Annotated in this window: 14 protein-coding genes; 9 read left to right on the forward strand and 5 right to left on the reverse strand. The window is 64.6% G+C overall.

What is annotated here, in order from left to right:
• Window positions 1–108 precede the first annotated feature (108 nt).
• Window positions 109–1,764: an ArnT family glycosyltransferase gene (locus C404_RS31505; protein ID WP_021192656.1), complete on the forward strand. Its 1,656-nt coding sequence runs from the start codon at window positions 109–111 to the stop codon at window positions 1,762–1,764.
• Window positions 1,765–1,836: 72 nt separating this feature from the next.
• Here the strand turns inward: C404_RS31505 and C404_RS31510 are convergent, their stop codons facing one another.
• The 3 genes from C404_RS31510 to C404_RS31520 all read right to left on the reverse strand — a co-directional run bounded on the left by C404_RS31510 (window position 1,837) and on the right by C404_RS31520 (window position 4,388).
• On the reverse strand, window positions 1,837–2,259 hold the full coding sequence (locus C404_RS31510; RefSeq protein ID WP_021192657.1) for a putative hemolysin: 423 nt from the start codon (window positions 2,257–2,259) through the stop codon (window positions 1,837–1,839).
• Window positions 2,260–2,362: 103 nt separating this feature from the next.
• Window positions 2,363–3,664, reverse strand: a complete 1,302-nt coding sequence (locus C404_RS31515) for an ATP-binding protein (RefSeq protein ID WP_021192658.1) — start codon at window positions 3,662–3,664, stop codon at window positions 2,363–2,365.
• Window positions 3,648–4,388 (reverse strand): response regulator, encoded by a 741-nt coding sequence (locus tag C404_RS31520; RefSeq protein WP_021192659.1) that lies wholly within the window; start codon window positions 4,386–4,388, stop codon window positions 3,648–3,650. Before C404_RS31520 ends, C404_RS31515 begins: the two co-directional genes overlap by 17 nt.
• A 243-nt stretch (window positions 4,389–4,631) precedes the next feature.
• Here C404_RS31520 and C404_RS31525 point away from each other — a divergent pair, with 243 nt between their 5' ends.
• The 5 genes from C404_RS31525 to C404_RS31545 all read left to right on the forward strand — a co-directional run bounded on the left by C404_RS31525 (window position 4,632) and on the right by C404_RS31545 (window position 14,718).
• Window positions 4,632–6,044: an MdtA/MuxA family multidrug efflux RND transporter periplasmic adaptor subunit gene (locus tag C404_RS31525; protein ID WP_021192660.1), complete on the forward strand. Its 1,413-nt coding sequence runs from the start codon at window positions 4,632–4,634 to the stop codon at window positions 6,042–6,044.
• A 48-nt stretch (window positions 6,045–6,092) separates the two neighbouring features.
• The gene (locus tag C404_RS31530) at window positions 6,093–9,248 is read left to right on the forward strand and encodes an MdtB/MuxB family multidrug efflux RND transporter permease subunit (RefSeq protein ID WP_031328678.1); all 3,156 of its coding nucleotides are present in this window, start codon (window positions 6,093–6,095) and stop codon (window positions 9,246–9,248) included.
• Window positions 9,245–12,352, forward strand: a complete 3,108-nt coding sequence (locus tag C404_RS31535) for a multidrug efflux RND transporter permease subunit (protein ID WP_021192662.1) — start codon at window positions 9,245–9,247, stop codon at window positions 12,350–12,352. Before C404_RS31530 ends, C404_RS31535 begins: the two co-directional genes overlap by 4 nt.
• Window positions 12,352–13,884 carry an AdeC/AdeK/OprM family multidrug efflux complex outer membrane factor gene (locus tag C404_RS31540; protein ID WP_031328679.1) on the forward strand — a complete coding sequence of 511 codons (1,533 nt, stop codon included), beginning with the start codon at window positions 12,352–12,354 and terminating at the stop codon, window positions 13,882–13,884. The genes C404_RS31535 and C404_RS31540 overlap by 1 nt, the downstream gene beginning before the upstream one ends.
• Before the next feature lie 270 nt (window positions 13,885–14,154).
• The gene (locus tag C404_RS31545; protein ID WP_031328681.1) at window positions 14,155–14,718 is read left to right on the forward strand and encodes an acyloxyacyl hydrolase; all 564 of its coding nucleotides are present in this window, start codon (window positions 14,155–14,157) and stop codon (window positions 14,716–14,718) included.
• Window positions 14,719–14,815: 97 nt separating this feature from the next.
• On the opposite strand, the gene C404_RS31550 is transcribed toward C404_RS31545, so the two are convergent.
• A complete protein-coding gene (locus C404_RS31550) occupies window positions 14,816–16,174 on the reverse strand; it encodes a diguanylate cyclase domain-containing protein (RefSeq protein WP_021192665.1) in 1,359 nt (452 codons plus the stop codon).
• Between the two features lie 662 nt (window positions 16,175–16,836).
• Here C404_RS31550 and C404_RS31555 point away from each other — a divergent pair.
• From C404_RS31555 to C404_RS31565, 3 genes are all read left to right on the forward strand, one after another.
• Window positions 16,837–17,316 (forward strand): hypothetical protein, encoded by a 480-nt coding sequence (locus C404_RS31555; protein ID WP_021192666.1) that lies wholly within the window; start codon window positions 16,837–16,839, stop codon window positions 17,314–17,316.
• Window positions 17,317–17,727: 411 nt separating this feature from the next.
• Complete coding sequence (locus C404_RS31560; protein WP_031328683.1) at window positions 17,728–18,636, forward strand: flagellar brake protein; 909 nt, start codon at window positions 17,728–17,730, stop codon at window positions 18,634–18,636.
• Between the two features lie 269 nt (window positions 18,637–18,905).
• Window positions 18,906–20,333, forward strand: coding sequence for a bifunctional diguanylate cyclase/phosphodiesterase (locus C404_RS31565; RefSeq protein ID WP_031328684.1), 1,428 nt, complete (start codon window positions 18,906–18,908; stop codon window positions 20,331–20,333).
• Between the two features lie 85 nt (window positions 20,334–20,418).
• Here C404_RS31565 and C404_RS31570 read toward each other — a convergent pair whose 3' ends face one another.
• On the reverse strand, window positions 20,419–21,987 hold the full coding sequence (locus C404_RS31570) for a methyl-accepting chemotaxis protein (protein ID WP_031328686.1): 1,569 nt from the start codon (window positions 21,985–21,987) through the stop codon (window positions 20,419–20,421).
• Between the last annotated feature and the right edge of the window lie 132 nt (window positions 21,988–22,119).

The following is a 22,119-nucleotide window of genomic DNA, read 5'->3' on the forward strand; positions in this document are numbered from 1 at the left end:
ACCGTGCGCTAACCCGGCATGGACTAGAATCCTAGCCTTTCCGACCGTGCCCGCGAAGTTCACCCCAGCATGGAATCCCGCATTACTCCTTCCCGCCGCTCGCCTTGGATGGCGCTGATTGTCGTTGCGCTCATCGCCGTGTTCCTGGCGCTCTGGACGGACGACCTGTTCCAGCGCTCCACCCTGTTCCGCCCCGATGAAGGCCGCTATGCGGAGATCCCGCGCGAGATGGTGGTCTCGGGCGATTGGGTGACGCCGCGCCTGAACGATCTCAAGTATTTCGAGAAGCCGCCCCTGCAGTACTGGACGACGGCCGCCACCTTCCAGGCGTTCGGCGTGAATGCCTGGGGCGCGCGCCTGTGGCCGGTGCTGTTCGGCCTGGGCGGCATCCTGATGACGGCGTGGACGCTGGCGGTCTATCGCGGCGGACGCACGGCGGCAACCGGCGCGGCGATCCTCGCGTCGTCACTGCTGTATCTGCTGTTCGGGCAGGTCATCACGCTCGACATGGGCGTGGGTTTCTTCCTGGCCGTGGGCGCGTGCGGCTTTGCGCTAGCGCAGCGGCCTGGCGTATCACGCAGAGGGCAGCTCGGTTGGATGCTGGTGGTCTGGCTGGCGCTGGCCGGTGCCACGCTCACCAAGGGACTGATCGGGCTGGTGGTGCCGGGGTTGATTGGCGTGGCCTATCTGCTGATGACGCGCAACTGGGCGCTGATCCGCCGCATGCATTGGCTGCCGGGTCTGGCGCTGTACCTGATCGCCACGGTGCCGTGGTTCGTGATCGTGCAGCAGCGCAACCCCGAGTTTTTCGACTTCTTCTTCATCCACGAGCACTTCCAGCGCTTCCTGACCAACGAGCACCACCGCAGCGGCAAGTGGTGGTACTTCATCGCGGTGGGCGCGGCTGGGCTGTTGCCGTGGACGCCGCTGTTCTTCACGGCCATCGGCAGACGCATTGGGCGCGTGGCCGATCTGTTTGTCGGCACGCGGGAGTTCGATCTGATGCGCTGGTCAATCGCCTGGACGGCGATGATCTTCCTGTTCTTCTCGGTCTCCAGCTCCAAGCTGCCGGGCTACATCGTGCCGGCCTTCCCTGCGTTGGCGATCATCCTGGCCCTGGCGCTGGAGAAGATGCCGACCCGCGCCGTGGCATGGGCGCTGGGCGTGAATCTGTTGATTGCCATCGGGCTGTGGTTTGCAGTGCCCCTGATTGGCGCGAAGGCGGGCGCCAAGATGCCGGCCGAGCAAGTGGCGCAAGCCGTGCCCGTGCTACGCAGCGTGATGGCCATGCTGGCCGTCGGCACGCTGGCAGCATTGCTGGCCCTGCGGTGGCAGCGGCACACGCTGGCGGTGATCGTGCTGTCGCTCTCCGCCCTGTTCTGCTGGGATCGTGTGCTCAACGCCACCGAGATCTTCCGCGATGCGCTCTCCGCACGTGACGTCATCGAGAAGACGCAACAGGCCGTCGGGCCGATTCCCGCCGAGATGCCGTTCTACTCGGTAGAGTGGCTGGACCAGACCGCCATCTATTACCTGGGCCGCCCGATGACGCTGGTCTCCGGTTTTGACGAGCTGGAAATGGGCGCCGGCCTGGAGCCAAACAAGGTGGTCGCCACCACCGACGAATGGATCAAGCGCTGGACCGACGGCCCGCCCGCTTACGCCTTCATGCGGCGCATGACGTGGCAGAAGTTGCAAGCCGCTGGCGTACCGATGCGCCTGGTGGCCGAATCCGCCGACAAGGTGGTGGTGGCGCGCCGGTAAGCACGCGCGACACCTCGCGAACGCAAAAGCAAAGGGCCGCAGATGCGGCCCTTTTTCATGGTGCGCGGCGTCTTACCACGTGCAACTGCCGCGCAGGAACGCCCACTCCTCGCACTCATCTCCACCAGGGCTCACACAGGTGCCGACTTCGGTGCCGTTGGCGCGGGTGGAAAACTCAAGCTGCCCACCACGCTGCAGGCAGTATTCCGAAGCAGGATTGGCCATGCCGACATTGGAGCGCGGCGGCTCGGTTGCTGTGCCAGCAGGCGGCGTGGCCGGTACCACCGGTGAAGGCCGCGCAACCGGCGGCTGCGAAACAGGGGACGACATGGGCGGCGGCGCCGGCTGGATGGTCGTGCGCGGCGGCTGCCAGGGCGGCATCGGCGACGAGCAGGCCGCCAGCCCCGTTGCCAGCATCAACGCGGCAACAACGGCAGCGCGGCGGCCTTGGCCAGCATCCTCAACAACCGTGGCGAGACAGACTGCGCGATCCATGCGTTTCCTCCCGGGGTTCCAGTGCTGCGCACGCAACCAGCGTGCTTGACCGCCTAAGGATAGCGTACGAAACCGCCGGCCCTTATGTCAGACGGTCAGACGGTCAGGCCGCCACAGCCGGCACGGGAAACCGCATGGTGACGCGAAAACCCGGCGTCGGCGCGTCGCTCGCAGCCGGCCCGATCGACAGATCGCCGCCAAGATGCCGCACCAGCCGGTCGACAATCGCCAGGCCCAGCCCGCAGTGCGCATTGCCGCCGCGCGCCGGGTCCAGGCGGACGAACGGGCGCATCACCCGATCAATATCGGCCGAGGGGATGCCCGCGCCGTGGTCTTCCACCGTCAACGTAAAACCATGCTCATCCGATGCCGTGCAGACGTTGACGGGCGCCGCGCCGTAAGCAAACGCGTTGTCGAGCAGATTGACGACGATGCGCTCCAGGTGCGTCGGCTTGAGGCGGAAGCGATCCCCGGCGTGCAAATCCAGCGCGACATGCTTGCCCTGCTCGGCAAACGGCTGCACCAACCCGCGCAGATGGCGATCGACCGTCACCTCGCGCGCCTCGCTGTCACCGCTCTGTGCATAGGCGAGAAACTGCTCGACGATGGCCGACATGGATTCGACATCGCGCTCGATGCCTGCGCCCGCCTTTTGGTCTGCCAGCATCTCGGCACGCAGGCGCAGGCGCGAGAGCGGTGTTTTCAGATCATGCGCAATGCCAGCCAGCATGGTGTTGCGCTCTTCATCCGCGGCGGACAGGTCGGCGGCCATGTGGTTGAACTGATCGGTCAACTGGCGCAGCTCGTACGGGCCGCGCTCCTTGAGCGGCGCCACATAGCGGCGCCGTGCCAGCGCACCGGCAGCCTCGGCCAGCGCGCGCACCGGGCGCTGGATCTGCCAAGCCGCAAACAACGAGAACGCAATGGCAATCGCCAGCACCACCATGATCCCGGGCACCACGGCCGAGATGGTCGGCGGCGCATGCACCCACACAAGCGGCATTGCGATCCATTTGTCGCGCTGCGGAAAACGCACAAACACCCGGGGAGTCGCTGCCGCTTCCAGCCGGAGTTCCGTGCCGGCAGGCAGGCGGCGGGCGAGTTGCCGCGCAAGCTCGGCGGATTTGTCCGATGCCGACAGTGCATCACCGGCCGGCGCCTCATTGGTTTCGATCACCAGGTCAGGCAGCTTGGCGCGCAGGTGGCCATCCATCACCGCCTGGAAGGCTTGCAACTGGAACGCCATCTGGTCGACCGACGCCTGGTACTGCCGCTCGCGCCGTTCGGAGCGCAGCACGCCAAGCCACGAAAAATGGCTCAGCACCAGCACCACCACGATCAGCCCGGCCAACCGGCCAAAAAGGGTGTCAAACCGCGGCGTATCGAATCTAGCCTTGAACTTCATCGCGCACTTCCTGCTCTTCCCGCTCGTCCGGCACAAAGGTGTAGCCGCGGCCGCGCACGGTCTGGATGTAACGCGGGCGCTGGGCATCCTCATCCAGCACGCGGCGCAGGCGCCAGATCTGCACGTCGATCCCGCGGTCGGACACACCGCTGCCCGGGCCATACATCAATTCGACGATGTGCTCGCGCGTCAGCACCTGCATGGCATGCGCAATCAGCAGCTTGAGCAGCGCAAACTCGGTGTCGCTGATGGACAGCGCGCGATCGCCGCGAAACAGCGTGCGCATGCGGAAGTTGAGCTTGAACGGGCCGAATGCAAAGCTGTCCCGGTCTTCCGGGGCGGAGGCCGGCACCGCCTGGCGGCGGCGCAGCACGGCGTTGATACGCGCCAACAGCTCACGCGGCGAGAACGGCTTGCCCAGGTAATCATCCGCGCCGATCTCCAGGCCGATGATGCGGTCGATCTCGTCGCTGCGGGCGGTGAGCAGGATGACGGGCACGTCGTCATTGCGGGCGCGCAGATCGCGCAGGGCCGACAGACCATCCACCTTGGGCATCATCAGGTCAAGCACCACGAGCGCGGGGCGCTCGCGCTCGAGCCGGGCGGCCAGGCCATCACCGTCGTGCATGACGGACACGGCAAAGCCCTGCTGGGTCAGGTATTCGCGCAGCAGGTCGCGCAGTTCGACGTCGTCATCGACGACCAGGATCTTGGTGCCGCTCATGTCTGGGGGAGGCGCTTGAAAGTGTGCTCATGATAACGACTGTCACGCGTGCAAAGCGTCTATGCATTGACGTCATATTGTTTCTCGCGGTAACAGCAGAATGGATTTGTAATCTGACGTAATACAACCCGCGGCGCGACTAATTCTGCGCAAAGACGATGCCTTTAAGCTGCGGTCTGACTGGAATAAGCGCCGGGTATCATGTGCGCTCATCCCCATATTGATCCAACCAGGAAGCACGACATGTCCGAGGCGATGGACCCTGAACGCGGCAACAATAAGAACGCCGGCCACAAAAATGCGGAGCACGGCACGCAAGAGATGCGCGATGGAGTCTCGCCGACGCTGCTGCCGCCGCCGCGCGAAGGTGGCAAGCGCCGCCGCTGGGGCATCTGGGTGGTGCTCGTCATTGTGGTGTTGATCGGCTACGCGGTCTGGCACGCAACGCATCGCAACGCCGGCGGCCCTGGCGGCGCGGGCCGAGGTGGCCCAGGCGGACGCGGCGCAGCCATGGCCAACAAGCCGATGCCCGTGATGGTGGCCACCGCCGCCAAGGGTGATATCAATGTGGTGATCTCGGCATTGGGCAACGTGACGCCCGTGGCCAACGTGACCGTCAAGAGCCGTGTGGACGGCCAGCTTGTGCGCATCCACTTTACCGAGGGGCAGAACGTGAAGGCCGGCGACCTGCTGGCTGAAATCGACCCGGCCACTTACCAGGCGCAACTGCTGCAGGCACAGGGCCAGCTTGCCCGCGATCAGGCCCTGCTGCAGAACGCCAAGCTCGACCTGCAGCGTTACCAAACGCTGGCTGCGCAGGATTCCATCGCCAAGCAACAGGTCGACACCCAGGCCTCGCTGGTGCGCCAGTATGAAGGCACGGTCAAGCTGGACCAGGGCAACGTCGACAACGCCCGCGTGCAGCTCTCGTACACGCGCATTACTGCGCCGGTGTCGGGCCGTGTGGGCCTGCGCCAGGTGGACCCGGGCAACATCGTGCATGCGTCGGACACCAACGGCATCGTCGTCATCACGCAGATCGACCCGATGACGGTCATCTACTCCATCCCCGAAGACAGCCTGCCCAAGGTCATGCCGCGCCTGCAGTCCGGTGACAAGCTGCCGGTGGATGCCTGGGACCGCGCACAGAGCACGGTGCTTGCACACGGCGTACTCATGACGGTGGACAACACCATCGACAACACCACGGGCACGGTCAAGCTGCGCGCGCAGTTCCCCAACCAGAACGCTGCGCTGTTCCCCAACCAGTTTGTGAACGTACGCATGCGCGTGGATACGCTGCACGACCAGGTGATCGTGCCGGGCGCCGCCATCCAGCGCGGCACGCAAGGCACGTTCGTCTACATCGTGGGCCAGGACAGCAACGTGACGCTGCGCGTGGTCAAGCTGGGCGTGACCGAGGGCGAGCGCGTCTCGATCACCTCCGGCCTGCAACCCGGCGAGCGCGTGGTCATTGACGGCGCCGACAAGCTGCGCGATGGCGCACCGGTGGAAGTGATCCAGCCCGGTGCTGCCAATGCGGCAAGTGCGCCTGCTGCGGGCCAGGCCCAACAGGGTGGGCAGGGCCAACGCCACCGCCGTGGCCAGGGTGGTGCATCCGCGCCCGCCGCAAGCGCCCCGGCCGCCAAGCAGTAAGCCGTGCCTCGCGCACTCGCCTGACGAAGTCCTCTGTTCTGAGTTGGCATGAATCCCTCACGAATTTTTATCCTCCGGCCCGTGGCGACCACCCTGCTGATGGTCGCCATCCTGCTGTCGGGCCTGGTGGCGTACCGGATGCTGCCGCTCTCCGCGCTGCCTGAGGTCGACTACCCGACCATCCAGGTGACGACGCTGTACCCGGGCGCAAGCCCGGACGTGATGACGTCGGCCATCACCGCGCCGCTGGAGCGGCAGTTCGGCCAGATGCCGGGTCTGAAGCAGATGACGTCATCCAGTTCGGGCGGCGCCTCGGTCATCACGCTGCAGTTTGATCTGTCGCTCTCGCTCGACATTGGTGAGCAGGAAGTGCAGGCGGCCATCAATGCGGCCGGCAACCTGCTGCCGACCGACCTGCCGATGCCACCGATCTACAGCAAGGTCAACCCGGCCGACGCGCCGATCCTGACGCTGGCGATCACCTCCAACACGATGCCGTTGCCCAAGCTGGAAGACCTGGTCGACACGCGCATCGCACAAAAGCTGTCGCAGCTGCCGGGTATCGGCCTGGTGAGCATCAGCGGTGGGCAACGGCCGGCGGTGCGCATCCAGGCCAACACGTCGGCACTGGCGGCGCTGGGGCTGTCGATCGATGACATCCGCACTTCCATCGGCACGGCCAACGTGAACGGCGCCAAGGGCAGCTTCGACGGCCCGATGCGCGCGTCCACCATTGACGCCAACGACCAGCTCAAGTCGGCTGCCGAGTACAGCAAGATGATCGTCGCCTACAAGAACGGCGCGCCCATCCGCCTGTCGGATGTGGCGCAGATCATCGACGGGGCCGAGAACAGCAAGCTGGCCGCCTGGGCCAACGCCACGCCCGCCATCATCCTGAACGTGCAGCGCCAGCCGGGTGCCAACGTGATCGAGGTCGTGGACCGCGCCAAGGCACTGCTGCCGCAGTTGAAGGACACCCTGCCCGGCAACGTGGACGTGGCCGTGCTGACCGACCGCACCACCACCATCCGCGCCTCCGTCACGGACGTGCAGCACGAGCTGATCCTGGCCGTGGCGCTGGTGGTGATGGTGATCTTCCTGTTCCTGCGCAATGTGCCGGCCACCTTGATTCCGGCCGCGGCGGTACCGCTGTCGCTGGTGGGCACCTTTGGCGTGATGTACATGGCCGGGTTCTCGATCAACAACCTGACGCTGATGGCGCTGACCATCGCCACCGGTTTCGTGGTGGATGACGCCATCGTCGTGATTGAGAACATCGCCCGCTACATTGAAGACGGCGACCCACCCATGGAGGCCGCGCTCAAGGGCTCCAAGCAGATCGGCTTCACCATCATCTCGCTCACCTTCTCGCTGATTGCGGTGCTGATTCCGCTGCTGTTCATGGGCGACGTAGTCGGGCGGCTGTTCCGCGAGTTCGCTATCACGCTGGCGGTGTCGATTTTGATTTCGGCAGTGGTGTCGCTCACGCTCACGCCGATGATGTGCGCGCGCTTGCTCAGGCATATTCCCGAAGCCGAGCAGAGCCGCTTCTACCACGCCGCCGGTGCATTTTTCGACAACGTGATTGCGCACTACGGCCGCATGCTGCAGTGGGTGCTCGACCGCCAGAAAAGCACGCTGCTGGTGGCGATCGGCACGCTGGTGCTGACGGGCGTGCTGTATGTGGTGGTGCCCAAGGGCTTCTTCCCGGTGCAGGACACGGGCGTGATCCAGGGTATTTCGGATGCGTCGCAATCGATCTCGTTCTCGGCCATGGCCGAGCGCCAGCAGAAGCTGGCCGAGGTGGTGCTGAAAGACCCGGCGGTGGAAAGCCTGTCGTCGTTCATTGGCGTGGATGGCACGAACACCACGCTCAACAGCGGCCGCATGCTGATCAACCTCAAGCCGAAGGACCAGCGCGATGCCGATGCGAGCGAGATCATCCAGCGCCTGCAGCCCGAGCTGGCCAAGGTGGCCGGTATCTCGCTGTACATGCAGCCGGTGCAGGATCTGACGATTGAAGACCGCGTCAGCCGCACGCAGTACCAGTTCACGGTGGAAGACCCGGACCCTGCCAACCTATCGAAATGGGTGCCCAAGCTGGTCGAGCGCCTGAAGCAGACCCACGAGCTGCGCGACGTGGCAAGCGACCTGCAGGACAACGGCCTGCGCGCCTATGTGCAGGTGGACCGCGACAAGGCAGCGGTGTACGGCATCACGATGGCGGCGGTCGATAGCGCGCTGTACAGCGCCTATGGCCAACGCCTGGTGTCGACCATCTTCACGCAGTCGAACCAGTACCGCGTGGTGCTGGAGAATGACCCCGGCATGCACGCCGGCCCGCAATCGCTGTATGACCTGCATGTGCCATCCAGCAACGGATCGCCCGTGCAACAGGTGCCGCTGGGGGCCTTTGCCACGGTGGTCGAACAACCCGGCTCGCTGGTCATCAACCACCAGGGCCAGTTCCCGTCCGCCACCATCTCGTTCAACGTGGCGCCGGGCGCATCATTGGGCGCGGCGGTGGAAACCATCAAGGCTGTCGAGCAGGAGATCGGCCTGCCGCTCAGCATGGCAACCAGCTTCCAGGGCGCGGCCCTGGCATTCCAGGCTGCCCTGTCGAACCAGCTTTGGCTGATCCTGGCCGCCATCATCACGATGTACATCGTGCTGGGTGTGCTGTACGAAAGCACGATTCACCCGGTGACGATTCTGTCGACGCTGCCCTCGGCCGGCGTGGGTGCGCTGCTGTCCTTGCTGATTGCCGGCAAGGACATGGGCATCATCGGGATCATCGGGATCATCCTGCTGATCGGTATCGTCAAGAAGAACGCGATCATGATGATCGACTTCGCGCTGGAGGCCGAACGCGAGCAGGGCATGAAACCGCGTGATGCCATCTACCAAGCCTGTCTGCTGCGCTTCCGCCCGATTCTGATGACGACCATGGCGGCCCTGCTGGGCGCGCTGCCGCTGATGCTCGGCTCGGGTGTGGGCTCGGAGCTGCGTCAGCCGCTGGGCATCACCATGGTGGGCGGCCTGCTGTTCAGCCAGGTGCTGACGCTGTTCACGACGCCGGTCATCTATCTGGCGTTTGACGGTCTGGGCGAGCGCCTGCGCGGTTGGCGTGAGCGCCGCGCTGGGCGCAATGCGCGCGGCGGCCACAATGCACCGGACGCCGATCAACCGGGCGGCCAGTCATGAACCTGTCTGCCACCTTCATCGCGCGGCCAGTTGCCACGGCCCTGCTGACCATTGGTGTGGCGCTGGCGGGCATGGCAGCATTCCGGTTGCTGCCGGTATCGCCGCTGCCGCAGGTGGATTTTCCGACCATCTCGGTCAGTGCCTCGCTGCCCGGCGCCAGCCCCGAGACGATGGCCGCTACCGTGGCGACACCGCTGGAGCGTTCGCTCGGCCGCATCGCGGGCATTACGGAGATGACGTCGTCCAGCTCGCTGGGCTCGTCACGCATCACGCTGCAGTTCGATCTGTCACGTGACATCGATGGCGCGGCACGCGATGTGCAGGCCGCCATCAACGCGTCGCGCAGCCTGCTGCCGTCTGGTCTGCCGAGCAACCCGACGTACCGCAAGGTCAACCCGGCTGACGCGCCGATCATGATTCTCGGGATGACGTCAGACACCATGTCGCGCGGCGAGCTGTACGACGCGGCATCGAGCATCCTGGCGCAGAAGCTGTCGCAGATCTCGGGTGTGGGCCAGGTGACCATCGGCGGCGCGTCGCTGCCGGCGGTGCGCGTGGAGCTGAACCCGACAGCATTGAACAAGTACGGCATCTCGATGGAGACCGTGCGCACCATCATCACTTCCACCAACGCCAACCGGCCCAAGGGCATGGTGGAATCCGGCGATCGCGTGTGGACGATCTTTGCCAATGATCAGGCCAAGAAAGCTGCCGAATACAAGCCGCTGATCATCGCCTACAACAAAGGCGCCCCGGTGCGGCTGTCCGACGTGGCAGAAGTCACCGATGGCGTGCAGGACATCCGCAACTACGGCTCGGCCAACGGCAAGGCCTCGGTGCTGCTCATCATCAGCCGGCAGCCGGGCGCCAACATCATCGACACCGTCGACGCCATCAACGAGACGCTGCCCTACCTGCGCAACACCATCCCCGCCCAGATCAACCTGGACGTGATGATGGACCGCACCCCCACCATCCGCGCTTCGCTCAAGGACGTGGAGCGCACGCTTGTGCTGTCCATTGCGCTGGTGATCATGGTGGTGTTTCTGTTCTTGCGTAACGTGCGGGCCACGCTCATCCCCAGTGTGGCGGTGCCAGTGTCGCTCATCGGCACGTTCGGGGTGATGTACCTGTGCGGCTACAGCCTCGACAACCTGTCACTCATGGCGCTGACGGTGGCGACCGGCTTCGTGGTCGATGACGCCATCGTGGTGCTGGAGAACGTCTCGCGCCACATCGAAAACGGCATGCGGCCCATGCAGGCAGCGCTCAAGGGCGCACGCGAGGTCGGCTTCACGGTCGTGTCGATGAGCTTCTCGCTGATTGCTGTGTTCATTCCGCTGCTGCTCATGGGCGGCATTGTCGGCCGGCTGTTCCGCGAGTTTGCGGTCACGCTGTCGGTGGCCATCTTGGTGTCGCTGGTGGTCTCGCTCACCACCACGCCGATGATGTGTGCACGGCTGCTCAAGCCCGCCAACGAAGAGGAATACGGCTGGTTCCACCGCAAGACCGAAGGCTTCTTCACCTTCCTGCTCGACCTCTACCGCAACTCGCTGGCCTGGGCGCTGCGCCATAGCTGGCTCACGCTGCTGATCCTGTTTGCCACGGTCTGCCTGAATGTCTACCTGTACATCATCGTGCCGAAGGGCTTCTTCCCGCAGCAGGACACGGGGCGCGTGATCGGGTTCATCCAGGCTGACCAGGCGATCTCGTTCCAGGCAATGCGCACCAAGCTCACGGACTTCATCACCATCGTGCGGCAGGACCCTGCCGTGGAAAACGTGGTGGGCTTCACGGGCGGCAGCCAGCGCAACACCGGGCAGATGTTCCTGCAGCTCAAGCCGCTGGCCGAGCGCAAGCTGTCGGCCGATCAGGTCATCAACCGGTTGCGCGGCAAGCTTGCGCAGGAGCCTGGTGCCACGCTGTTCCTGCAGTCGGTGCAGGACATTCGCGTGGGTGGCCGCGCCAGCAATGCGCAGTACCAGTACACGCTGCAGGCCGATGACCTGGACGAACTGCGCACCTGGGATCCGAAGATCAAGCAGGCGCTCATGCAGGCCAAGTCGCTGACGGACGTCAACACCGACACGCAGGACAAGGGCCTGCAGACCACGCTCGTGATCGACCGCGACAAGGCCAAGGCGCTCGGCATCAATCCATCCGATATCGACAACGCACTGAACGACGCGTTCGGCCAGCGCCAGGTGTCCACCATCTACAACCCGCTCAACCAGTATCGGGTGGTGATGGAAGCCGCGCCGCAGTACTGGCAAAACCCCGAGGGCCTGCGCGACATCTACGTCATCACGTCGTCCGGTGCGCAGGTGCCGCTGTCCACCTTTTCGCACTACGAGCCGACCAACACGGCGCTGGCGGTCAACCACCAAGGGCAGTTTGCGGCCAGCACGATCTCGTTCAACCTGGCGCCCGGGGCGTCGCTGTCCACCGCCACGCAGGAGATCCAGGACACGATGAACCGCATCGGCGTGCCGTCCTCCGTGCACGGCAGTTTCCAGGGCACCGCCAAGGCGTTTCAGGATTCGCTCTCAAGCCAGCCGGTGCTGATCCTGTTTGCGCTGATCACCATCTACATCGTGCTGGGCATTCTGTACGAGAGCTACGTGCACCCGATCACGATCCTGTCGACGCTGCCGTCGGCGGGCGTGGGGGCGCTGCTGGCACTGATCATTACCGATACGGACTTTTCGATCATCGCGCTGATCGGCGTGATCCTGCTGATTGGCATCGTCAAGAAGAACGCGATCATGATGATCGACTTTGCGCTGGAGGCTGAACGCAGCCAGGGCATGAGCCCGGCGGATGCGATCTTCCACGCCTGCGTGCTGCGCTTCCGGCCAATTCTGATGACGACGATGGCCGCACTGCTGGGCGCTCTGCCCCTCGCGCTCGGCCGCGGCGACGGTGCCGAACTGCGCACGCCGCTGGGCATCTCCATCGTCGGCGGCCTGCTGGTCAGCCAGATCCTGACGCTCTACACCACGCCGGTGGTCTACCTGGCGCTGGACCGCCTGCGCCTGCGCCGCGCCGGCCGCACGAAAGACACACCGTTGCCCTCTTTGGGTTCGCAAGGAAGCTCGACATGATGAAAAGAGGCCATCAAGCCCACCGCACACCCCGCCTGCTGCCGCACACGTTGTTGAGCGCGACGGCGCTGGCTGCCTGCGCACTGCTGAGCGCCTGCGCGGTCGGCCCCGACTACAAGCGCCCCGACACCGAGGTGCCGCAGCAGTACAAGGAAGCCGGCGACTGGAAGGTCGCCAACCCGAGCGACGCCATCGCCCGCGGCAAGTGGTGGGAGATCTTCAACGACCCGCAACTGAACGCGCTGGAAGAACAGGTGGCCGCGGCCAACCAGAACATCGCGGTGGCGGAGGCACAATACCGCCAGGCGCAGGCGCTGGTGCAATCGGCGCAGGCATCGTTCTTCCCGACCTTGGGCGCAAGTGCCTCGGCCACGCGCAGCCGCTCGGTGCGCACCACCGTCAACCCGGACGGCAGCCTGTCGGTCGGCAACCCAAGCCTGCAGAACTCACAAAGCCTGTCGCTCAACGCAAGCTGGGAGCTGGACCTGTGGGGCAGCATCCGCCGCAACGTTGAATCCAACAAGGCCAGCGCACAAGCCAGCGCGGGAGACCTGTCCGCCGCCCTGCTCTCGGCACAGGCGACGCTGGCGCAGGATTATTTTCAATTGCGCGTCACGGATACGCAGAAGGCGGTCCTGCAGCGCACGGTGGCCGACTATGCGCGTTTCCTGAAGCTCACGGAAAACCAGTACGCCGTGGGCGTGGCGCAGCGCTCTGACGTGCTGACCGCGCAAACGCAGCTCAAGCAGGCGCAGGCGCTACTGCTGGACACCGAAGTCACACGCGCCCAGCTCGAACATGCGATTGCGGTGCTGATCGGCAAGCCGCCGGCAGCGTTTTCGCTGGCGCCGTCAAAGGCGACCAACGTGTATGAACTGCCGGCGCTGCCGACGATTCCGCTGGAGATTCCGTCTGCCGTGCTGGAGCGCCGCCCCGACGTGGCCGCTGCCGAGCGCCGCATGGCCGCCGCCAACGCGCAGATCGGCGTCGCCAAGGCGGCCTTCTTCCCGACCCTCACGCTGGGTGCTTCGACTGGCCTTGCGGCCAACACGCTCACGCACCTGGCGACGCTGCCCAGCCGCATCTGGTCGATCGGCCCGACATTGGCCGCGACGCTGTTCGATGATGGTGCACGCTCGGCCGCCCTGGATAAGGCGGGTGCCGCCTATGACGGCTCGGTGGCCACATACCGCCAAACCGTGCTCGGCGCTTTCCAGGACGTTGAAGACAACCTGGCAGCCCTGCGCTGGCAGACCCAGGAGTTCGACGTGCAGGCCGATGCGGTCAAGGCCGCGCAAGAGGCCGCGCAGCTCTATCTCAACCGTTACCGCGCGGGCACCGTCAGCTTCCTCGACGTGATCACCGCGCAAGGGACTGCCTACAACGCCGAGCGCACGCTGCTTACCCTGCAGGGCAAGCAGTATTCGGCAGCGGTGTTGCTGGTCAAGGCGCTGGGCGGCGGCTGGCACGGCGAGGTGCCAGTCGTCGGCCAAGCCGCGCTGCAGCCGGCTTCCGCACCCACTGCGCAATAACCCCACGCTCTCCCCCGGTGTTGCCGGCGACTGACATTTCGTCGCCGGCAACACTGCCTTGTGCATAGGCGGCCGCACGCGGTGCGGTCATTCGCCCTATAATCGACGGAATTTTTCGGCCTAGTCTGATTGCCTCGGGCGCGCAAATTGCGTCAACCACGTCGCCGTCTCGGCTATCCGTTTATCTGCCGCCATGTCCGCTGCGCGCGTGGCCGGCCGCTGCCGTTGCCGTAATCGCGCGCTGCACAACTGCTTCTGCCGCTCTCTCTGATGACCCGATCGACACTTCCCCGCTCCGCCAAGCTGATGGCTGCCGCACTTGGCGCCGCATCGCTGTTCGCCGCCCTGCCCGCCCAGGCCGATCCGTCCGTGCGCGTCATCTACGGCAAGGACAATCGCCATGGCATCGAGAAGTACGGCGTGGATCTGGATTTCGATTCGGGCTTCCACTGGGGCAACCCGGAAGGCTGGTTCGTGAACCTGGACTGGGAAGTGGCACTGGGCCAATGGCGTTCGACGAAGGGCACCAACCGTCAGAACCTGACTGAATTTGGCGTGACGCCGCTGTTCCGTATTGAAAAGCGCGGCAGCTCCTGGGTGCCGTTCATTGAGGCTGGCGTCGGCCCGCGTCTGCTGTCGCACACCCGCACGTCGGATGAGCACAACTTCAGCACGGCCTTCCAGTTCTCCGACATGATCGGCGTGGGCGTGGCCTTCGGCAGCAAGCAACAGTTCCAGGTCGGCTACCGCTTCGAGCACCTCTCGAACGCGTCGATCAAGCGCCCGAACCCGGGTACGGATCTGAACGAGCTGTACTTGCGCTACACGTTCTGAGTGGTGTGAGCGGGCTGATGCCCGCCCCGGCACTTGGTGAAAGCGGCCTGCCCTTGCGGCGGGCCGTTTTGTTTTTGCGCGCAGGATTGACGGCAGATCAGCGCGCGTCAGCTTCGCCGTCGAGATCGTGGTCGCGGTCGCGCGATCGCATGCCCATCAAGCGCTCGTAGTTAAGCGAGGCATGGAAGCCAAAACCGTTGCCGCCGGCACGCTTGACCTCGTACATGGCGGCGTCGGCATTGCGGATCAGCGTATGGGCGTCGTGGCCGTCGGCTGGGTACAGCGCCACACCGGCACTCACGCCCATCGACAACACATGACCTTCCACGCGGAACGGCGCCTGCAGTTCATTGATCAAGCGCTCGAGCGTCTGCTCCACATCGTCGCGCGTGGCGCAATGCGTAAGGATGGCGACAAACTCATCGCCACCCAGTCGGGCAACCGTGTCGGACGCACGCAAGCCGCTGCGCAAGCGCATGGCGGTGGCCTTGAGAACGAGGTCGCCCACGCCGTGACCATACTCGTCGTTAACGGGCTTGAAGCGATCCAGGTCGATAAAGACAACGGCCACCTGGCCGCGCGCACGACGTGCCGCTTGAATGGCGACAAACAACCGGTCGCGCAACAGGCGTGCGTTGGGCAAATCGGTCAACGGATCATGCAGCGCAAGGTGATGCGCCTGGTCAAGCATGGCACGGCGCTTGGTCACGTCGAGCAGCGTGCCGCTCACGCGTGTCGCCATGCCGCGTGCATCGCGCTCGGTCACACGGCCGCGCGCGGCAATCCAGATCCACTGCCCGTGGCTTCCGCGCATGCGCTGCTCAACCTCAAAGCTCTCGACATCACCGCGCAGATGGCGATAGATGCGCCGAGCACTCAGCGCGGCATCCTGCGGATGCACCATGGAGAACCATGCGTCGGGATCGTTGGGTAGATCCTCGGGATCGTAGCCGAGCATGTCAGCCGTGCGGCGGTTGAAGGACACGTGCCGCGCCCGCGTCGACCAATCGAAGGTGCCAAGGCCAGCGCCATCGAGCACATAAGACAGGCGCTGCTCCGAAGCACGCAATGACTCGAGCGCCAGGCGCCGCGCAGTCACGTCCTGCACCTGCACGATGAGATGCTTGCTTGTGCTCGCACCGCTGTCCTCATGTGCGAGCGCAAGATCGGCCTGTACCCACACGGTACTGCCGTCCTGGCGCACGAAGCGGGTTTCCATCGACAGCGCTTCGCGCTGGCCGGAGAGCAGCGCTTCAACGCTATCGCGCGCGCGCTCGGTGTGATCGGGGTGGCAGAGATCGAACAGACCGCGCGTGCGCAGCGTCTGCGCCTCATGGCCTGTCAGCGCGCACAGCGCACGGTTCACGTCGAGGAAGCGACCCTCCGGCGCGCACAGGCCAATCCCTATCGGCGAATGTTCGATCGCAGCCTTGTACAAGTGGTGGTCCTCAAGCATGGCGATGCATTTTCGCGAATGCGGCAGTCCGGGGGTGGCTGATGTGATAACGGCCGTCCCGCCCCAGAGTGCTCAACAACGCATGCATTGCGTCGGGCGGGTGCGGTGGCGGCCGGCGTGATCCCCGTAACCGGTCTCGTGGTCTGCAACGCCGGCGGTGGCTGGCAGACCGGTCCGCGCGCATTGCGTGCGCGCGAATCGAGGCGGACTATAGAAGCCGCTGGTTAACGGGGCAATCCCTTCCCGCGAGGGGACATGGACCATGCGCTCACTCTGGCCCCCTCGTACTCGAAGTCGACGCGAAGGAAACGCGCCCCGCGTCATTCCCGTCAGCGTTTGTCGCTGTCGTTTGTCGACAGCCGCCCGGCGACGCCGGACATCCGACAACTGTACACCCGGGGCCTGTCGCAGAGCAGCTAACCGTTTGGTTAGGTCGAAAGGATGCCACGCGCGCCGCAATCGTTTGCCTGATATACGCGCAGGCTTCTCCACATTGTGGATGTCTCCACTTGCAGACAAGCCTTAGGCGATCATCCAGAAGAACGAGGTCGCGCAAAAAGGGGGCGCACTCCATTACTATTCTTGAAGATCGCTTCGGGAGGCGAGTGAACACGGCGAGCCGATGCGCGTCCAGACGGCGTGCGCGGCAAGTGGGAGGTTGTATGGAATTGAGTTTTGTCGCCCCCGGCACGCAAACGCACCGCTACGCCTTGAAGCTGGCGGGTCTGCCCGAGGGGTCTGAAGGCACCGAACCCATTGATCCAGTCTGGATTGACGATGCCCTCACCGCGGCCGTGCGTGTATTTGACGCACACCGCGTGCACTTTGCCGATGCGTACTTCGCCTATCGTGCGCGCGATGCGGCGCAGCACCCCGCGCATGCTGCAGACGTCGCGCAACCCACACGCGTTGCTGGCGATCTGCACGATGCCACACCGCTGCTTGCGGATACGTTTGCCATTGCGCAGCTTGCCGCACTTGTCTCGCTAGAGGCCGCGGGCGTAGCCGACATCATCGATGTGCATCTCGTGGTCGAGCGCCTGCGCGACGATGGCCCAACGCCACCCGCCGACAGCATCGGCGAAGTCACATTCACCACCGACAGCCTCCCGAGCCTACGCAGCGTCGCCAGGCGGCACTGATGACGGTGACGGCCGGGGCGACCTGCCCACGGCCGCGGCATCCCGAAAGGTCCGGTGTCGGTGCACCAGAAAGTTGACGACGGTGGTGACGGCCGAGGCAAACATCTGCGCCACGAGAGACTACAGCTACAGCCCGCGTGCCAAGCCGATTGCCACGATGGCGGCATTGCCCCCCAGTGTCAGAAACACCACCACGCCAAGTCGCAGCATCGCGCACGCTGCCAGCGACTGACGCCCGCCAGGGCGACACCCCCATCTGCACGAGTCTGCGCCGGATCGTGGCAACGATGCGCACAACGCCTGCACCCACTCGACCCGAAAGCGATGCCAAGTGCGCTTTGTGCTTAAAGTTGCGTGACATTTGGCCGTATAAAGTCGTGGGACCCGCGCGGGTGCGGGTGCGCCATTGCCATGCTTGAACTTCAACCTCTCGACATTCCGCTTGCAATCCCCCTGCCGTGGCCGATGCTGGACGCCGACGGGCAACTGCTCGTACCCAAAGGCGACGTCATCCACTCACCAGAGGAGATCGACCTGCTGTTCACTCTGCATCGTCCGCATCGTCAGGCGGATGGCTCGCCGCAGCCGGCGCCCGCGTTTGCCAACACGCAGTTTCCGAACACGCTGTTCCCCGACATGGGGGGTGAAGACCCTGACGGAGAGCGCAACATCGCCATGGAGCTGCTGGGCCTGCGCCCAGGTGGCATGCTCACCGTACGCCTGACGGCAGGCGCTGGGCAAAGCAAGGGCGCGGCGCGCGTGATGGGCTACAGCCCGCAGCGCCACCTGCTCATCACCATGCCGACCGACAGCGGCCGCGCAGTCATGCCCGTCAAGGACGAACTGCTGGAGATCCACGCGTTCTCGGGCGAGGGCATCGCCAGTTTCGAATGCACGGTGATGGCGGTGTGCCGCATCCCCTTTGAATACGTGGTGCTGTCACCGCCGCGGCGGATCAAGAACCGCACGTTGCGCAAATCGCTGCGCGTACGCACCAACGTGGTCGGCAAGATGTTGGTCAGCGGCGAGCCGCCGCGCATGATTCATATCTCCGATATCAGCACGACAGGGGCGTCATTCCGCTCTGCACATCGGCTGGAAGTCAGCGGTGCGCCCGCACGCCTGCGATTTCGGGTGAAGACGCGCGACTACCATTCAGAACTGGTGGCCGCAACACTCATTCGCAGCGAGAAGCCCGCCGATTTGCCCAACACCTATCAATACGGCGTGGAATTCATCGAGCTGGTCGCGGCGCAAAAAATGCTGTTGCAGTGCTTCATCTACGAGCAATTGCTGTGGGGTGGTCAGCGCATGGTGTAAGCCGGGCGCACGCCTGCCGCGACAGCGAAAACGCGCGCCCAAGAAAGCAGCAAGACGGATGTCAATTTCACTTTTATCTGAATTAATTAACGCTAAATTTATAAAAACGGCGCATGTGATTCCTGCGAAAACCTACCGGGAGTCGGCCACCCGCGCCGGGTTTGGGCTTATGATGCCCAACGGTTTGCCGTAACAACGTTGCACAATTGACGGCATGGGCAAACCCGTGCATTTCCGTTTCAAAGGCATTTGCAAGACGATCCCTATTTATGAGTCGCGCAACATCTGTCGCGCCATCGGGTCTGGATCCCATCTCCGAGTTGCCGGACCGAGAGCGATTCGTCCAACTGTTGGCAGCGATGCCACACGCCGCACGGCCCAACGCCGCGCCTGCGAGCGGCGCATTGCTGTTGATTGGACTGGATCATTTTGCCGAGGCGACCAACACGCTGGGACCCCTTGCGGCACGCGCGGTCATCGTTGAATGTGCGGCGCGTCTCAAGGCGCTGTGCACGCCCGATACCGATGGCAACGCCCCGATCGTCGGGCGCGTGGGCCACGAAACCTTTGCCATTGCCTCGGCTGAATTTGCCTCCGCGCAAGCCGTACACGATCTCGCACGACGTATCTCCGCAGCGCTCACGCGGCCGTTCATTGCGCAAGGGTACGAGCTGGTCTGCTCGTGCAGCATCGGCATGACGCTGTTTGAGAGCACACCCACGGAAGCCGCACGGCTGATCGAGCAGGCAGACCGCGCGCTCTATCACGTGCAGCACGGCGGCGAGCAAAGCCCCGCACTGTATGCTCCTGCCGCAATGCCGCCGCGTGCCGACGGCGCAGCTGCGACAGACCAGACAACCGACCCCGCCGCCGAACATCCGCGCCTGGCGGCGCAGCTACGCCACGCGTTGGCACGCCGCCAGTTCAGCCTGAACCTGCAACCGCAGTTGAGCCTGGCCGATGGCAGGATCGTCGGCTACGAATTTCTCCTGCGCTGGATATCACCTGAACTGGGCGGCGTGGCGCCGGCCGATTTCCTGCCGATCCTGGAGCAGACCGGTGACATCCGCGAGGTCGGCCGCTGGGTGCTCGACAATGCCGCGCAGATGCTCGCCGGCTTGCAACGCGAAGAATCCGAGCGGTCAGGTCGTGGTGGCCAGCGGCATCAGTCCAGCGTGCATGCGGCGGTCAACCTGTCGGTGGCGCAATTGCTTGACCCGCAGTTGAGCAACATCGTGCTCGACATTGCTGCACGCCATGCGGTGCCAACGACACGGCTGGTGTTCGAGGTGTCAGAGCACATGCTGCTGCGTGTCAATGGCGCAGCGCGTCAGGCCATCGACGCGCTGCATGCGTGCGGTGCGCGCGTGGCCGTGGAAGACTTTGGGGCGACGGAACACAGCCTGGCGTGCCTGGAAACCTTCCGCCCCGATCAGGTCAAGCTCGACCGGGGCGTCGTCAGTGCGGTGGCCGATGCCCACCACGATGGCGCATTGCAAGAGCTGGTGGCTGCCGCCCATGCTGCCGGTGTGCCCGTTACCGCCACACGCGTGGAAACGGCGGCGCAACTCCAAGCGCTGCGTGCCTGCCGTTGCGACGTGCTCCAGGGCTACCTGCTGTCACAACCGTTTCCTGCACGCTGGATCGACGATACGCAAGGTGTGATTGCCGAGCGCGCGCGCGATCTGATGCCTTAAGGCGTATTAAGGCGCCACCGCAAAAACGAACGCCCCTCCGTGCAAACGGAAGGGCGTTGCTATTGAGGGCTCAGGCGCGCGGCATTCAAGCGTGGTTCGTGCGGAAGACCGCAACTGCGCTGCGCAGCGCCTCCGCCTGCTCCTCCAGCGACTCTGCAGCGGCAGCCGCCTGCTCCACAAGCGCAGCGTTCTGCTGGGTCACCTGATCCATCTGCGTGACAGCCTGGTTGACCTGTTCGATGCCGCTGCTCTGCTCTTCCGATGCGGAAGAAATCTCGCCCATGATGTCCGTCACGCGCTTGACAGCCACCACCACTTCCTCGATCACCGTGCCGGCCTCGGCCACCAGGGTCGAACCGTTTTGCACGCGACCCACCGAGTCGCCGATCAACTCCTTGATCTCCTTGGCCGCCGTGGCGCTGCGCTGCGCGAGGCTGCGCACTTCGCCGGCCACCACGGCAAATCCACGGCCCTGCTCGCCGGCGCGGGCGGCTTCCACTGCCGCGTTCAGCGCCAGGATGTTGGTCTGGAAGGCGATGCCCTCGATCACACCAATGATGTCGGCAATTTTCTTGCTGCTGTCGTTGATGCCCGTCATTGTCTCGATGACGCGGCCCACGACTTCCCCGCCCTTGACCGCGATGTCCGACGCATTGACTGCCAGCGTGCTGGCCTGACGGGCGTTGTCGGCGTTCTGCTTCACGATGCTGGTCAGCTCTTCCATGCTGGAGGCGGTTTCCTCCAGCGAGCTGGCCTGCTGCTCCGTGCGTTGCGACAGGTCGGCATTGCCGGCGGCGATCTGCTTGGTGGCGCTGGCAATCGAGTCCGAACCCGTGCGCACCTGGCCGATGATCTGTTGCAGACTCGTCTGCATCGAGGCAACGGCATGCATAAGACGCGCGGTTTCATCGCGACGGCCGGCCGTGGTCTGCCCTTCCATACGCGTGGCCAGGTCACCCGAGGCCATGCGCTCGAACACCTGGATGGCACGCTCCAACGGACGCACCACAGTGCGGCCCAGCACACTACGCGCCACCACCGACAGCACCAGGGCTGCAGCCAGCAGCCCCCCCGCAATCCAGATGCTCATGGTGTAGCGCGACTGCGAGTTGTCAAAGCGCGTCTTGCCGTACTTGAAGCGCGCCCCAACCAGCGGCCCCAGCGCCGTGTCGTAATCGACAAACAGCTTCGGCACCTGGGTCGTATTCAGCTCGCGGTAGGTGGTCAGGTCGCTGCGCTCCAGCGCGGCAATGGCAGGCTCCAGCGCCGTCTTCACGAACTTGGTGCGTGCGGCGTCGGCGGCTTGCAACTGGGCGCGATCGGCGTCGGGAATCGGCAACTTCATGAACTCGGCCCACGCGTCGTTGGCCGTGTTGACCATCGTGTGCGCATCGGCCAGCAGCTTTTTCAGCTCTTCCGGCGACGACACCGAATCAAAATTGGTCAGGTGAATGCGTGCCCACAGCAGGTTGATGGTGTCCTTGGCCAACAGGTCGAGCCCCTTGGCATCTTCCAGGTACACGGCACGCAGGTCGTCATTTGTTGCCCGGCCGGTGGTGATGCCCGCAAAACCCACTACTGCGATCATCACGGCAAACACCGCAACCAGCATCGTCAATCGCGTCCGAATGCTCGTATCCATCCACTTCCACATATGTATTCCCCCGTATGGTTGGCCGTCAGGCGCTGACTTGTGCTCTTTTTTCCGGCGTCGATGCGCCCGTTGTCTGGCACCCGTTTCACTCCTGAAATGTCCTAACGGCAGGGGGCGGCGGAAGTAGAGACC

The organism is Ralstonia sp. AU12-08 (assembly GCF_000442475.1).
In the GTDB taxonomy this organism is placed as follows: domain Bacteria; phylum Pseudomonadota; class Gammaproteobacteria; order Burkholderiales; family Burkholderiaceae; genus Ralstonia; species Ralstonia insidiosa.

What these genes read in the sequence shown, in the direction of transcription:
- C404_RS31505 (WP_021192656.1), top strand. Translation starts at nt 109, where the DNA reads ATGGCGCTGATTGTCGTTGCGCTCATCGCCGTGTTCCTGGCGCTCTGG.
- C404_RS31510 (WP_021192657.1), bottom strand. Translation starts at nt 2,259, where the DNA reads ATGGATCGCGCAGTCTGTCTCGCCACGGTTGTTGAGGATGCTGGCCAA.
- C404_RS31515 (WP_021192658.1), bottom strand. Translation starts at nt 3,664, where the DNA reads ATGAAGTTCAAGGCTAGATTCGATACGCCGCGGTTTGACACCCTTTTT.
- C404_RS31520 (WP_021192659.1), bottom strand. Translation starts at nt 4,388, where the DNA reads ATGAGCGGCACCAAGATCCTGGTCGTCGATGACGACGTCGAACTGCGC.
- C404_RS31525 (WP_021192660.1), top strand. Translation starts at nt 4,632, where the DNA reads ATGTCCGAGGCGATGGACCCTGAACGCGGCAACAATAAGAACGCCGGC.
- C404_RS31530 (WP_031328678.1), top strand. Translation starts at nt 6,093, where the DNA reads ATGAATCCCTCACGAATTTTTATCCTCCGGCCCGTGGCGACCACCCTG.
- C404_RS31535 (WP_021192662.1), top strand. Translation starts at nt 9,245, where the DNA reads ATGAACCTGTCTGCCACCTTCATCGCGCGGCCAGTTGCCACGGCCCTG.
- C404_RS31540 (WP_031328679.1), top strand. Translation starts at nt 12,352, where the DNA reads ATGAAAAGAGGCCATCAAGCCCACCGCACACCCCGCCTGCTGCCGCAC.
- C404_RS31545 (WP_031328681.1), top strand. Translation starts at nt 14,155, where the DNA reads ATGACCCGATCGACACTTCCCCGCTCCGCCAAGCTGATGGCTGCCGCA.
- C404_RS31550 (WP_021192665.1), bottom strand. Translation starts at nt 16,174, where the DNA reads ATGCTTGAGGACCACCACTTGTACAAGGCTGCGATCGAACATTCGCCG.
- C404_RS31555 (WP_021192666.1), top strand. Translation starts at nt 16,837, where the DNA reads ATGGAATTGAGTTTTGTCGCCCCCGGCACGCAAACGCACCGCTACGCC.
- C404_RS31560 (WP_031328683.1), top strand. Translation starts at nt 17,728, where the DNA reads ATGCTTGAACTTCAACCTCTCGACATTCCGCTTGCAATCCCCCTGCCG.
- C404_RS31565 (WP_031328684.1), top strand. Translation starts at nt 18,906, where the DNA reads ATGAGTCGCGCAACATCTGTCGCGCCATCGGGTCTGGATCCCATCTCC.
- C404_RS31570 (WP_031328686.1), bottom strand. Translation starts at nt 21,987, where the DNA reads ATGTGGAAGTGGATGGATACGAGCATTCGGACGCGATTGACGATGCTG.